The organism is Achromobacter spanius (genome assembly GCF_029637605.1).
Classification (GTDB): Bacteria; Pseudomonadota; Gammaproteobacteria; order Burkholderiales; family Burkholderiaceae_B; genus Achromobacter; species Achromobacter spanius_E.
The window spans coordinates 3019742-3032968 of the sequence record NZ_CP121261.1; the positions used below are offsets into that span (position 1 = coordinate 3019742).

Genomic DNA, 13227 nt, shown 5'->3' on the forward strand with positions numbered 1-13227 from the left:
GACACGCAATGGAAATCGGCAACCTGATCCGCATGGCCAACCGCATCGGCCAGTTCTTTGACGCCATGCCGGACCGCCAGGAAGCGCTGGAAGGCGTGACCAACCATATCCACAAGTTCTGGGAACCGCGCATGCGCAACGAGCTGCTCGGCTTCCTGGCGGCCACGCCTGACGGCGATGCCGGCGACGAACAATTGCACCCGCTGGTGCTTGCGGCGGTCACGCAGAACCGCCAGCGCCTGACGCCCGCGCCCCGCGTGGGCTAGCGAGGTACCGCACCGCTTTACCGCAGTTGAACAAAACAAACAAAGCGGCAACCAAGCCGCACCCCAGAGGAGACTTCATGGAAAGCACCGCCACCTTGGATTTGCCCGGCTCAAAGCCGGGTTTTTTTGACAAAGAACGCACCATCGCCGGGCCGGGTTTCTCGCGCTGGCTGGTGCCGCCGGCCGCCTTGGCCATTCATTTGTGCATCGGCATGGCCTACGGCTTTTCGGTGTTCTGGTTGCCGCTGTCCAAGGTGGTGGGCGGCGCCCAGCCGCTGGCCTGCCCGGCCGACATGAGCCTGGCGGCCGAGTTGTTCACCACCAGTTGCGACTGGCGCATTTCCACCATGGGCTGGATGTACACGCTGTTCTTCGTGCTGCTGGGTTGCTCGGCGGCGCTGTGGGGCGGCTGGCTGGAACGCGCCGGCCCGCGCAAGGCAGGCGTGGTGTCGGCCGTGTGCTGGTGCGGCGGCCTGGTCATTTCGGCCATCGGCGTGTACCTGCATCAGATGTGGATGCTGTGGCTGGGGTCCGGGGTCATTGGTGGCATCGGGCTGGGGTTGGGGTATATCTCGCCCGTCAGCACGTTGATCAAGTGGTTTCCCGACCGCCGCGGCATGGCCACCGGCATGGCCATCATGGGCTTTGGCGGCGGCGCGATGATCGGCGCGCCGCTGGCCGACATGCTAATGCGCCACTTCGCCACGCCCACCTCGGCCGGCGTCTGGCAAACCTTCCTGACCATGGCGCTGGTGTACTTCGTGTTCATGATGTCGGGCGCGCTGGGTTATCGGGTGCCGCCCACCGGCTGGAAGCCGCAGGGCTGGACCGCGCCGGCCAAGCATGCCAACAACGCGATGATCACCAAGGGCCACGTCCACGTGAAGCGCGTCTGGGGCGTGCCGCAGTTCTGGCTGGTGTGGCTGGTGCTGTGCCTGAACGTCACGGCCGGCATCGGCATTCTGGGCATGGCCTCGCCCTTGCTGCAGGAAGTGTTTGGCGGCGGGCTGATCAACAAGCCGGAACTGGGCTTTGGCGATTTGGACAAGACACAACTGGCCGCCATCGCGGCCATTGCCGCCGGCTTCACCGGCCTGCTCAGCCTGTTCAATATCGGTGGCCGCTTTTTCTGGGCCAGCCTGTCGGACAAGCTGGGCCGCAAGATGACCTACCTGATCTTCTTCGTGCTGGGCTTCGTGCTGTACGCCGCCATTCCCTGGACGGCACACATTGGCGCGCTGGCCCTGTTCGTGGCTGCGTTCTGCGTGATCCTGTCCATGTACGGCGGCGGTTTCGCCACGGTGCCCGCCTACCTGGCGGACCTGTTCGGCACGCAGATGGTGGGCGCCATTCACGGCCGCCTGCTGACCGCGTGGTCGGCGGCCGGTATCTTCGGCCCGGTGCTGGTGAACTACATCCGCGAATACCAGTTGTCGATCGGCGTGCCGCGCGCGCAGGTGTACGACATCACCATGTACATCCTGGCGGGCATGCTGGTGCTGGGCTTCCTGTGCAATCTGGCGATCCGGCCGGTCAACCCCAAGTACTTCATGACGGACGAAGAACTGGCCCACGAAAAGGCGCTGGCGCATGAGCGCGCCGTGGCCGCCGAAACCCACGGCGTGGGCGCGTCCACCTTCCGCACGCCCATGGCGCTGGTGCTGTTCGCCTGGGCCTGCGTGGGCATTCCGCTGGCCTGGGGCATCTGGATCACGCTGCAGAAGGCGGTGGTGTTGTTCCACTGAACCCGCCCGACCACTCGGCGCCTGGTGCGCCGCGTGCCGCCCCAGGGCGCGAAGCTGCTACATTGGCAGCCCGCGCCCTATCTTTTTTTATTGGTCCCCATGATTCTTACCCATTCCCCCGTCTTTGCCGGAGCGACACATTGAGCGCCCCTGAATTGCACTGGGAAGAAAACGACGTCCCCCATTCCGCCCGCTGGCGCTCTGAAACCGGCGCAACGCCGCCCAAGCGCGTGGTGGTGGTGGACGACAAGCTGACCGCCGACATGGCCTATCGCCAAGCCTGCGAAGGCGTGGGCCTGCTGTGGCGCGGCGACTTCCAGAACGCCCGCCAGTTGCTGCTGGCCATGACCCGGCGCGTGGACAAGCGTCCGCGCAAGCCCGTCGAGACCATGCTGGAAGCCTTCAACCAGCACCGCCAGATCCAATCCCAACGCGCCCGCATCCTGGGCATGCTGCTGATTCCGTTCGATGCCGGCCACGGCATTTCGCTGCGTCGCGCGCCGGATGCGCGCCAGGCCTGCGAAGAAGCCCACGGCCCGGCCGACGAACCCTATGTGGCGTCGCTGCGAGAATTGCTGGGCCTGATCGGCGCCTTTGAATGGCGCAAGAAAGGCGTGGAGATCGCCGTCCTGAACAACCGCATCCACCCGCACTACGGCGTGTTTTCGCCGCTGCGTGGTGAATATGTGGACCTGGTGGCGAACACGCCGATGCCGCGCGGCAGCGTGGCGTTTGATATCGGCACGGGCACCGGCGTGCTGGCCGCCGTGATTGCGCGCCGGGGCGGCAAGCGCGTCATCGCCACCGACCTGGACCCGCGCGCGTTGGCTTGCGCCCGCGAAAACCTGGAACGTCTGGGCCTGTCCAAGCAGGTCGATGTGGTCGAGGCAGACCTGTTCCCCGAAGGCCGCGTTTCGCTGGTCGTCTGCAACCCGCCGTGGCTGCCGGCACGCCCCAGCTCGCCGCTGGAACAAGCCGTGTACGACCCCGACAGCCGCATGCTGCGCGGCTTTCTCAATGGCTTGACGGCACACCTGACGCCCAATGGCGAGGGCTGGCTGATCCTGTCGGACTTGGCCGAGCACCTGGGCCTGCGCACCCGCGAACAGTTGATGGAAATGATCGACGCCGCCGGCCTGCGCGTCATCGAACGCCTCGACACCCGGCCCACCCACAGCCGCGCCAAAGACCCCAGCGACCCGCTCTATGCAGCGCGTTCGAAGGAAGTCACGTCCCTGTGGAGACTGGGCGCCGCCGCCTGATCGTCGGCGCTTCGTCAGATTGACCCCGCTGCGCGCATCGCGCAGCGGTTGATTGCCGTTGCGGCGTCGTCGGCCAGCGGTAAACGCCAAAACAGCAAGCGGCAAGCGGCCAAGCCCCCAACGCTAACCGACCGCCACCAAACCCACCAGCGCGCCACCGAACAAGAGCCATAAGGGATGGATGCGCGTCGTGCTGCCCAGCACGGCCACCACCGCCGTGATCGCGCCCAGCAGCCAGCTATGCACCGAGGCCTCGGTGATCAGCGCCGCGCTGGCGGCCACCAGGCCCACCGTCATCGGAAAAATGCCCGCCTGGATCACGCCGCGCCACGGGCGGTCCTTGAAGCGTTCCCACAAGCCCAGCGCCAGGATGGTGATGAGCGACGACGGGCCGAACTTGGCGATGGTGGTCACCAACATGCCCCACCATCCGGCCACGTGCCAGCCCACCAGCGTCACCACCATCAGGTTGGGGCCGGGCGCGGCCTGGCCCAGCGCGAACAGCGCGGAAAAATCAGCGGCCGTCATCCAGCCATGCACGTCCACGACTTGGCGCTGCATCTCGGGCAGGATGGTGTTGCCGCCGCCGAACGCCAGCACGGAAAGCTGGGAAAAGATCAGGGCCAGCGCAATCAGGGTATGGATCATCGACGTTGCCTCCACACCAGCAGAATGCTTAACGGCGTCAGCACCGCCATGGTCGGCAACAGCGGAATGCGCAGCACGGCAATGGCCACGAAGCACAGCGTGGCCACCACGCCGGACAGCCAGTCGCGGCGCTTGATGACCGGCACGCCGATCTTGACCGCCATCGAAATCAGCAGCCCCGCCGCCGCGGCCGCCAGGCCCGCGAACAGGTGCTGGATATGCGGATCGTTCTGAAAGCGGTCGTACACCATGCCCAGCAGAATGACGATGGCCGACGGCGCCAGGATCAGCCCCATCAAGGCCGCGAACGCGCCGCGCGGCCCGCGAAATTTCATCCCCAGCGCGACAGACAGGTTGATGATGTTGCCGCCCGGCAGGAACTGGCACAGGCCCAGCAGGTCGGTAAACTCAGCGCCGCTGAGCCAGCCGTGCTTCTCGACGACCATGCGGCGCGCCAGGGGTAGCGCCCCGCCGAACGCGGTCAGGCCCAGCATGAGAAAACCGGTGAACAACTGCCCACAGGTGGGTGGCGGCCGGTTGCCGGCGTCAAGGGTAGAGGGTGCTGCATTCATGAGGTGAAGGGCCGGCGCGAAGCCGGCGGGCAAAGGCTGGCGCTGCCGCGCACAGCGGAAATAACAAGGCGGGAGCCTACTCTTCGGCCCGGATAATGTCTAATATATGACCCCACCATCACTCATATTCACTGCATATGGCATCAGTTGATCTTCGCCTGCTGCGCTACTTCCTGGCTGTCGCCGAAGAGGCCCATCTGACCAAGGCCGCGGCACGGTTGGGCATCCGCCAACCGCCTCTCAGCCAACAGATTCGCGTGCTGGAACAAGAGCTGGGCGTGACGCTGTTCAACCGCCTTCCGCGCGGCATGGAACTTACCGAAAGCGGTCGCGCGTTATTGGAAGACGCGCGCAACATCCTGGCCTTGGTGGATCAGGCCGTGGACGGGGTGCGCCGTGTCTCGCAAGGCGAAGCCGGCCGGTTGACGGTGGGATTTACCGGGTCGGCCGCGTTCCATCCTTTCGTGCCATCGGTCATCCGGCGTTTTCGTGAAAGCGCGCCGAACGTGCGGCTGGTGCTGGAAGAAAGCAGCACGGGCGAACTGCGCGACGCGGTCAGCGAAGGCCGCGTGGACGTGGCCTTCATCCGGGGCGCGGTCCTGACCAGGCCGGGCGTGGCCGAAGAGACCGTGCTTGAAGAAACCATGCTGGCCGCCTTTCCCGCCGACCACCCCTTCGTCAAGGGCCGTGATCGGCGCCAGATCGCGCTGTCGGAACTGGCCGACGAGTCCCTGATTCTGTACCGCCGCCACAGCGGCCCCGGCCTGTATGACGCCATCATCACGGCGTGCAGCGCGTCCGGCTTCAGCCCGCGCGTGGCGCAGGAAGCGCCCCGCATGCTGTCCACGCTGAGCCTGGTGGCGGCAGGTCTGGGCGTGTCGCTGGTGCCCGCGTCCTTGCGGCGGGTCAACATCGAAGGCGTGGTGTACGTGAACGTGACCGGCCCCGTGGCCTTGCGCGCCGGTTTGAACCTGATCTGGCGCGACGCCCCACTGTCGGGCGCCACGCGCAAACTGATCGACGAAGTGCGCCGCCATCGCGCCGAGGGCCTGGACGAGGGGCATTCCCATCATGTCCCGTGATTCCCTTATCGGCGTGTACGACTCTGGCGTGGGCGGCCTGAGCGTGCTGCGCGCCATCCGCGAAGCCCTGCCGCACGAACCGTTGCTGTACGTGGCCGATACGGCGCATGTGCCGTATGGCGACAAGACGCAGGCGTTCGTCCTGCGGCGCGCCTACGCATTGGCGGATTACTTCGTCTCGCGCCAGGCCAAGGCCATGGTCGTTGCCTGCAACACGGCGACCGCCGCCGCCATCGCGCCGCTGCGCCAGCGCCATCCCGACCTGATCATCATCGGCGTGGAACCGGCCATCAAACCCGCCGCGCACCTGACGCACAGCGGCGTGGTGGGCGTGTTCGCCACCACCGGCACCTTGGCCAGCCCCAAGTTCGCCACCTTGGTCCAACGCGAAGCGCCCGAAGTGCACATCGTGTTGCACCCCTGCCCGGAATGGGTACGGCTGGTGGAGCAAGGCAAGCTGTCCGGCCCGGACGTGGATGCCGCCGTGCGCACGCCCGTGGCCGCCCTGCGCGCGGCGGGCGCCGACGTGCTGGTGCTGGGCTGCACCCACTTCCCTTTTTTACGCGATGCAATCCAGGCCGCGGCGGGACCCGACGTGCCCTTGTTGGAAACGGGCGCCCCCGTGGCGCGCTGGCTCAAGCATCAACTGCACCAGCATGGCCTGTTGCGCACCGACGGCGCGGGCACGCTGCGGCTGGAGACCACCGGCCATGCGCCCACCTTGGCGGCCTTGGCCAGCCAGTTGCTGGCGCCGGGCCTGGACGTTGGGGAAACGCCCGCACGCTGGCGCTAGGCGCCACATTGTGGGCGGGGCTTGATCAAGCGCATATCACGCGCATCTTTCGGTCGGCAAAACCGGCGAAACGGCGGCCCCCTGGAAAACAATTCGAATACAGTAGAACGACCCGCCTACCCAGGCTCGTATAACAAGGAGACGCGCAATGAAACGCATCCTGATCCCCGTTGATGGCTCGCAACCCTCGCTGCATGCCGTGCAGGCCCTATTGGCGGCGCGCGCGTATGACCCGGTTGAACGGGTGGCGCTGCTGACGGTGCAGATTCCCCTGCAATCCGGCAAGATCGGCCGCGGCCTGTCGCAGGCCGACATTGATGCCTACTACCAGGACGAAGGCGCCGCCGCGCTGCAAGCCGCCAGCGACCTGCTGTCCAAAGCCGGCGTGCCGTTCGACGTGCGCGTGGAAATCGGGGAAGCAGCCGAAACCATCGTCCGCGTGGCTGGTGAATCCAACGCCGATGAAATCTACATGGGGTCGCGCGGGCTGGGCTCGGTGTCGTCGCTGTTCATGGGGTCCATCGCCACCCGCGTCCTGCACCTGACGGACCTGCCCGTCACGCTGGTCAAGTAACGCATCCAGGAGCAACCATGCTGAACATTCTTGTCCCCGTCGACGGCTCCGACAATGCCAACCGCGCCGTGCTGTATGCCCGCGAACTGGCCCAGGGCGCGTCCGCCGCGCACGTCCATCTGCTTAACATCCAGACGCCCACGCACGGGCGCGCCGGCCTGTCGCGCTTGATCACGCAAGACATGATCGATGAGTTCTACCTTCGGCAAGGCCAGGAGGCCACGCGGGAAGCCCGCGAACTGCTGGACGTGACCGGCACGGGCTACACCACCCACACCGCATTCGGCCACCCCGCCACCGAAATCGCGGGCTACGCGCGCGACCACGGCTGCGCGCGCATCGTGATGGGCACGCGCGGCAACGGCACGTTGACCAACATCCTGATCGGCTCGGTCGCAAACCAGGTGCTGCAATTGACGGATGTGCCGGTGACCTTGGTGAAGTAAGAATCAGGCCGTGGGCAGCCGCAGGGTGACACGCAGTCCGCCCAGCGGCGAACGCCCCGCGTGCACCTCGCCGCCATAGGTGCCGGCTAGGTCTCGCACGATATCCAGGCCCAGGCCGGAACCCGGCAGTTGCTCGTCCATGCGCACGCCGCGCAGAAAGATCCGTTCGCGCGCATGGTCGTCGATGCCCGGGCCGTCGTCGTCGATATGCATCAGCAGATGCCCCGCGCCGGGCATTTCGCCCGTGACCCGCACCTGGCTGCGCGCCCATTTGCAGGCGTTGTCCAGCACATTGCCCAGCATCTCCTGCAAGTCCTGCGGGTCGCCCCGAAACACCAGCGCGCTGGACAAGCCCTGCATCTCGATGTGCAGGTCGCGTTCGGCATACAGGCGCTGCATGACGCGCACCAGCCCTTCCGTCGCCTCGCGCAGCGGCGCGCGCCCATCCGCGGCGCCCGATGAGGCGGCGGCGCGGGCGCGTGCCAGGTGATGGTCGATCTGGCGGTTCGCCATGGCAACCTGTTCGTTCACCAAGGACGCCGGCACGCTGGCCTCGCGCGACGCGGCATTGGACAGGATGGTCAGCGGCGTCTTGACCGCATGCGCCAAATTTCCCGCCTGCGTGCGCGCGCGCTGCACGATCTCGGCGTTCATTGCCAACACCTGGTTGAAGTCGTCCACCAGCGGCTGGATTTCGCTGGGGTAGCGACCGTCGATGCGGCTGCTGCCGGCGTTCTGCCTGGCCAACTGTTGCCGCAAGCGCGCCAAGGGCCGCAGGCCCACCACCACCTGAACCACCGCCGCCACCGTCAGCCCGGCAGCCAGCGCGCCCAGCGCCATGGCCAGCATGCCATTGAACCGGCCGATGGGCTCGGCCAGCACGCGGCGGTCGGCGGCCACCACCAGGCGCAACGGCGCGGCGTCTTCCTCGGCGGGTTTCAAGGTGCGCGCCAACGCGGTCAGCTCGCGTCCTGCCGGGCCGGTGGTGTCATAGGTTTGATCGCCGGACTCGGTGGCGTGCTGCGCGGAAGGCGCAGTCCCGGGCGCGGACAATGTCTGGTCCCACAACGATCGCGAGCGCGCCACGCCGATGGCAGCCGGACGTCCGCCATCCGCCAGCCTGTCCACCTGCCAATACAGGCCCGACAAAGGCTGCTCCAGCCGGGGATCGCTCAGCGGTGGGGACACCACGGGCCGACCATCCGCGCCCACGTTCACGGCGGCGGTCAGCTGATTCAAATGCAGGGCAAGCTCGGCCTGGAACTGCTGCGTGACGTGCTGGCGGAACAAGCTGGCCAGGCCCCATCCGGCCAGCGCCACCGACCCCACGATCCAGGCCAGGGTGCCCGCCAGCAGCCGCAAGCGCAGCGAGCCCAGCATGCCGGCGCGCGCCGGCGTCATCCGCGCGCCGCCAGCCGGTAGCCCAGCCCGCGCACGGTTTCGATGGTGTCGGGCGGCAGCTTCTTGCGCAGCCGGCCGATGAAGACCTCGATGGTGTTGGAGTCGCGGTCGAAGTCCTGCGCGTAGATGTGGTCAATCAATTCGGTGCGCGACACGACCTCGCCCGCGCGCTGCATCAGCACCGCCAGCACCTTGAATTCGTGGCTGGTCAACGACAGTGCCTGGCCGTCGACCGTGGCCTTGGCCTGGCGCGTGTCCAGCATCAGCGGGCCGCAGCGCCATTGCGCGCTGGCATGCGCCGTACTGCGGCGAAGCAGTGCGCGCACGCGCGCCAGCAGCTCTTCCATGTGAAAAGGCTTGGTCAGGTAGTCGTCCGCGCCGGCGTCGATGCCCGCCACTTTTTCATGCCAGTTGTCGCGCGCCGTCAGGATCAGCACCGGCATGTTGCGCTGCGCGGCGCGCCACTGCTTCAGCACGGTCAGGCCGTCCATGACGGGCAGGCCCAGGTCCAGCACGACGGCGTCAAACGCTTCGACGTCGCCCAGAAAACGCGCGGATTCGCCGTCGCTGGCCTTGTCCACCGTGTAACCCGCCGCGTGCAGGGCATCGGCCAATTGGGCGGCCAGCGTGGGCTCGTCTTCCACCACCAGGATGCGCATCAGTCCTTGCCCTTGAATTTGATGTCGCGCCCCTTCACGGCCAGCAAGGTGCCGTCGCGCGCGTCGATCTTCAGTTTCAGGATGCCGCCGCCGCTTTGCAGCACGCGGATCTCGTAGATGAATTCGTCATCGTCCTCGTCGAATTCCACCTTGACCACCTGGCCGGGGAAATCGCGTTCAACGATATCCAGCACCGCGCCCAGCGGCAGCACCTTGCCGGCTTCCAGCGCCTGGCGCGCGCGTTCGTGGTCGTTATCGTTGGCCAGGCCGCTGACCGGACCCGCCATCAACGCCACGGCCAGCACGCAGCCCGACAGCAGGATGCCGCCGCGTTTACGCCGGAAGAATGGGGGTTGCCGCAACGCAGGACCTTTGAAAGTGTAGGGAATCGACCGCCATTTATACCGCGCCGGCGATGAACCGCACATGAACAAAGGCTTCAGAAAAGGTTCATGCGGTGAACCCAATAATGGCCACAGGGTTAACGAAACGACCTGATTTTTTCACTACCTTTCCGCACATCCTTTATCCACTACCCTCTTTTCCATACCCGCAAGGAGCTACCCATCATGACGCGCATCCAGAACACCTTGGCCGCATTGGCAATTGGCGCTTCCGCCCTGGTCGCCGGCACCGCCGTGCACGCGCAGACCGCCACGCCGGCGCCCGCCACACCCGCCGCCACCACCCCCGCCCCCGCCGCACCGATGCTGACCATCCGCCAGGTCTACGACAAGATGGAAGCCGCGGGCTACCGCAACATCTCCGAGATCGAGCGTTCGCGCAAACACGGCTACGAGGTCAAGGCCTATGACCCGCAAGGCCAGCGCGTGAAACTTTACGTGGACCCGCAGTCCGGCGCCGTCACGCGCAGCCGCTTCGACGACTGATCTACCCGGCCGCGCGGCCCGCGCGGGTGAGTATGATGGGGCAGTCCAACCGCCTTGGAGTCGCCTCATGCCACCCCTGCGAATCGCGCGAGCCATGGCGGCCAGCGTGGCGCTTGCCGCACTAGGCACCCTTGCCGCCTGCGGCGAAATGGCCACCCTGCCCGTCGAAGCGGGCATGGGGCCCGCGCCCACGCTGCCCGCCCCCAACACCACCCTGATTCCCACCGTCAACACCGCCCGCGCCGTCGGCTGGGCGGATGGAGCACATCCGATGGCCGCCGCCGGCCTGGCCGTGAATGCCTACGCCAGCGGCCTGGATCATCCGCGCTGGCTCTATGTGCTGCCCAACGGCGACGTGCTGGTCGCCGAAACCAATGCCCCGCCCAAGCCCGAAGGCGCCGGTGGCGGCTTGAAGGCATGGGCGGCGGGCATCGTCATGAAGCGCGCGGGCGCCAAGACGCCCAGCGCCAATCGCATCACGCTCTTGCGCGACGCCGACCACGACGGCGTCGCCGAAACCCGCAGCGTATTGCTGCAAGACCTGAATTCGCCATTTGGCATGGCCTTGATCGGCAATCAGCTTTATGTCGCCAACGCCGACGCCGTGCTGCGTTTTCCGTACGAAGCGGGCCAGACGCAGATCACTACCCCAGGCGTGCGCGTGACCGACCTGCCCGCCGGCATCAACCACCATTGGACCAAGAACCTGATCGCCAACGCCGACGGCAGCAAGCTGTACGTGTCGGTCGGTTCCAACAGCAATGTGGCGGAAAACGGCATGGACATCGAGGAAGGGCGCGCCGCCATCTGGGAAATCGACGTGGCCAGCGGCAACAAGCGGCTTTATGCCACGGGCCTGCGCAACCCGGTCGGCATGGCCTGGGCGCCAGACGGCAAGACCTTGTGGACGGCCGTCAACGAACGCGACGAGCTGGGCAGCGACCTGGTGCCCGACTACATGACGTCAGTGAAAGACGGCGGTTTCTACGGGTGGCCCTACAGCTATTTCGGGCAGCACGTGGACACCCGTGTCACGCCGCCACGCCCCGATCTGGTCGCGCGCGCCATCGTGCCCGACTACGCATTGGGTCCACACACCGCATCGCTGGGCCTGGCCTGGTCGGGCAAGACCCGGTTGCCGGCGCCGTTTACCGGCGGCATGTTCGTGGGTCAGCACGGATCATGGAACCGCGACCCGCGCAGTGGCTACAAGGTCATCTTCGTGCCGTTTTCCGACGGCGCGCCCAGCGGGCCGGCGCGCGACGTGTTGACCGGGTTCCTGAACGAACAAGGGCAGGCGCAAGGACGGCCGGTGGGCGTGGCCATCGACAGCCGGGGTGATCTGCTGACGGCGGACGACGTGGGCAATGTGATCTGGCGCGTCGGCCCGCAGCCGTAATTCGCGCCGGCTTGCGTTGTATCAAATGCGCCCTTGCGGGCCTTGGCATTCTGGCCGGTAGCGGGGTGAGAATGTCGTGAAACCGGTTCCGCGCGCGCCTTGCACGGGCCGGACATCCGCTTTTTGCGAAACGTTGGAGGCATGAATATGTTGTTCAAGAAATTGTGCGTGGCAGCTGTCCTGGCTGTCGCGTCGGCCCCGGTCCTGGCCGCCGAATGCTCGGTGGATATCGCCGGCAACGACCAGATGCAGTTCGACAAAAAGGAAATCACGGTCAGCAAAAGCTGCAAGCAGTTCACCGTGAACCTGACGGATCCGGGCAAGCTGGCCAAGAACGTCATGGGCCACAACTGGGTGCTGACCACCACGGCCGACATGCAAGGCGCCGTGAACGACGGCATGGCCGCCGGGCTGGACAAGGACTACGTGAAGCCGGGCGACGCCCGCGTCATCGCGCACACCAAGGTCATCGGCGGTGGCGAGAAAGATTCCGTCACCTTCGACGTCAGCAAGCTGGCCGCCGGCACCGCATACACCTACTTTTGCTCCTTCCCCGGCCACTTCGCACTGATGAAAGGCAGCTTGAAGCTGGTCGACTAAGCCTGCGCGCGGGCGCTGCGACTTACCGACCAGGCAGTGCGCAGGTGCCGCGCCGCACGGGCTCCGCCCCCCGGGAAATCCGGGGCCGGGGCCCGTTTCAATGAGGAGGATCCCCCTACAATGGCTGCTCTTCGTACGCTTCGTACACCCCGACAGGAGCAGGCATGAGCACCGAAAAAGTAGCGATCGTGACGGCAGGCGGCAGTGGCATGGGCGCGGCCGCGGCGCGCAAACTGGCGGCCGACGGTTATCGGGTCGCCATTTTGTCATCGTCCGGCAAGGGCGAAGCCCTGGCGGGCGAACTGGGCGGCATCGGCATCACCGGCTCGAACCGGTCGACCGACGACCTGGCCCGGCTGCTTGAAACCACCTTGGATAAATGGGGCCGCGTGGATGCCGTGGTCAATAGCGCCGGCCACGGTCCCAAGGGCCCGCTGCTTTCCATCAGCGACGACGACTGGCATCTGGGCATGGAGTTCTACCTGTTGAACGTGGTGCGCATCACCCGCCTGGTCGCGCCCGTGATGAAGCAGCAGAAGTCGGGTGCCATCGTCAATATTTCCACCTACGCCACCTTCGAACCCGAAGCGCTGTTTCCAACGTCAGGTGTGTTCCGCGCGGGCCTTGCTGCCTTCACCAAGGTCTTTTCGGACGAATACGCCGAACACAATGTGCGGATGAACAACGTGTTGCCCGGCTTTATCGACAGCCTTCCCGAAAAAGAAGACCGCCGCACCCGCATCCCCATGGGCCGCTACGGCACCGCCGAAGAAGTGGCGGACCTGATCGCCTTTCTGGCATCCGACGCGTCGTCCTACATCACCGGCCAGAACATCCGTATTGACGGCGGGATCACGCGCTCGATCTGATCCTCATGCTTTAGGATTAAT

At 66.2% G+C, this 13227-nt stretch carries 16 protein-coding genes; 11 read left to right on the forward strand and 5 right to left on the reverse strand.

Annotation, left to right across the window (positions count from 1 at the left end; translation table 11 throughout):
* Positions 1 to 8: 8 nt before the first annotated feature.
* From P8T11_RS13450 to P8T11_RS13460, 3 genes are all read left to right on the forward strand, one after another.
* Complete coding sequence (locus P8T11_RS13450) at positions 9 to 266, forward strand: formate dehydrogenase subunit delta (protein WP_268081484.1); 258 nt, start codon at positions 9 to 11, stop codon at positions 264 to 266.
* A 77-nt stretch (positions 267 to 343) separates the two neighbouring features.
* A complete protein-coding gene (locus P8T11_RS13455) occupies positions 344 to 2011 on the forward strand; it encodes an OFA family MFS transporter (protein WP_268081483.1) in 1668 nt (555 codons plus the stop codon).
* A gap of 140 nt (positions 2012 to 2151) precedes the next feature.
* Positions 2152 to 3273: a methyltransferase gene (locus P8T11_RS13460; protein WP_268081482.1), complete on the forward strand. Its 1122-nt coding sequence runs from the start codon at positions 2152 to 2154 to the stop codon at positions 3271 to 3273.
* 123 nt (positions 3274 to 3396) lie between these two features.
* Here the strand turns inward: P8T11_RS13460 and P8T11_RS13465 are convergent, their stop codons facing one another.
* Together P8T11_RS13465 and P8T11_RS13470 are read right to left on the reverse strand one after the other, a co-directional pair.
* Entirely contained in the window at positions 3397 to 3921 is a 525-nt protein-coding gene (locus tag P8T11_RS13465) for a chromate transporter (protein ID WP_268081481.1), read from the reverse strand.
* Positions 3918 to 4493, reverse strand: a complete 576-nt coding sequence (locus tag P8T11_RS13470; RefSeq protein WP_268081480.1) for a chromate transporter — start codon at positions 4491 to 4493, stop codon at positions 3918 to 3920. Before P8T11_RS13470 ends, P8T11_RS13465 begins: the two co-directional genes overlap by 4 nt.
* A gap of 137 nt (positions 4494 to 4630) precedes the next feature.
* On the opposite strand from P8T11_RS13470, the gene P8T11_RS13475 reads away from it, so the two are divergent.
* The 4 genes from P8T11_RS13475 to P8T11_RS13490 all read left to right on the forward strand — a co-directional run bounded on the left by P8T11_RS13475 (position 4631) and on the right by P8T11_RS13490 (position 7388).
* Positions 4631 to 5575 (forward strand): LysR substrate-binding domain-containing protein, encoded by a 945-nt coding sequence (locus tag P8T11_RS13475; RefSeq protein WP_268081479.1) that lies wholly within the window; start codon positions 4631 to 4633, stop codon positions 5573 to 5575.
* Positions 5565 to 6368 (forward strand): glutamate racemase, encoded by an 804-nt coding sequence (gene murI, locus P8T11_RS13480; RefSeq protein WP_268081478.1) that lies wholly within the window; start codon positions 5565 to 5567, stop codon positions 6366 to 6368. Before P8T11_RS13475 ends, murI begins: the two co-directional genes overlap by 11 nt.
* A gap of 148 nt (positions 6369 to 6516) precedes the next feature.
* Entirely contained in the window at positions 6517 to 6942 is a 426-nt protein-coding gene (locus tag P8T11_RS13485) for a universal stress protein (RefSeq protein ID WP_100854778.1), read from the forward strand.
* Between the two features lie 17 nt (positions 6943 to 6959).
* Entirely contained in the window at positions 6960 to 7388 is a 429-nt protein-coding gene (locus P8T11_RS13490; RefSeq protein ID WP_268081477.1) for a universal stress protein, read from the forward strand.
* A gap of 3 nt (positions 7389 to 7391) precedes the next feature.
* Here P8T11_RS13490 and P8T11_RS13495 read toward each other — a convergent pair whose 3' ends face one another.
* From P8T11_RS13495 to P8T11_RS13505, 3 genes are read right to left on the reverse strand one after another with little or no spacing between them, the layout of a single operon-like run.
* A complete protein-coding gene (locus P8T11_RS13495; RefSeq protein ID WP_268081476.1) occupies positions 7392 to 8789 on the reverse strand; it encodes a sensor histidine kinase in 1398 nt (465 codons plus the stop codon).
* Positions 8786 to 9448: a response regulator transcription factor gene (locus P8T11_RS13500; protein WP_268081475.1), complete on the reverse strand. Its 663-nt coding sequence runs from the start codon at positions 9446 to 9448 to the stop codon at positions 8786 to 8788. The genes P8T11_RS13495 and P8T11_RS13500 overlap by 4 nt, the downstream gene beginning before the upstream one ends.
* Positions 9448 to 9810: a PepSY domain-containing protein gene (locus P8T11_RS13505; protein WP_268081473.1), complete on the reverse strand. Its 363-nt coding sequence runs from the start codon at positions 9808 to 9810 to the stop codon at positions 9448 to 9450. The genes P8T11_RS13500 and P8T11_RS13505 overlap by 1 nt, the downstream gene beginning before the upstream one ends.
* Positions 9811 to 10017: 207 nt before the next feature.
* Here P8T11_RS13505 and P8T11_RS13510 point away from each other — a divergent pair, with 207 nt between their 5' ends.
* The 4 genes from P8T11_RS13510 to P8T11_RS13525 all read left to right on the forward strand — a co-directional run bounded on the left by P8T11_RS13510 (position 10018) and on the right by P8T11_RS13525 (position 13206).
* A complete protein-coding gene (locus P8T11_RS13510) occupies positions 10018 to 10338 on the forward strand; it encodes a PepSY domain-containing protein (protein ID WP_268081472.1) in 321 nt (106 codons plus the stop codon).
* Between the two features lie 67 nt (positions 10339 to 10405).
* Positions 10406 to 11737, forward strand: coding sequence for a PQQ-dependent sugar dehydrogenase (locus P8T11_RS13515; RefSeq protein ID WP_268081471.1), 1332 nt, complete (start codon positions 10406 to 10408; stop codon positions 11735 to 11737).
* Between the two features lie 147 nt (positions 11738 to 11884).
* Entirely contained in the window at positions 11885 to 12337 is a 453-nt protein-coding gene (gene azu, locus P8T11_RS13520; protein ID WP_268081470.1) for an azurin, read from the forward strand.
* Positions 12338 to 12501: 164 nt separating this feature from the next.
* A complete protein-coding gene (locus tag P8T11_RS13525) occupies positions 12502 to 13206 on the forward strand; it encodes an SDR family oxidoreductase (RefSeq protein ID WP_268081469.1) in 705 nt (234 codons plus the stop codon).
* Positions 13207 to 13227 lie beyond the last annotated feature (21 nt).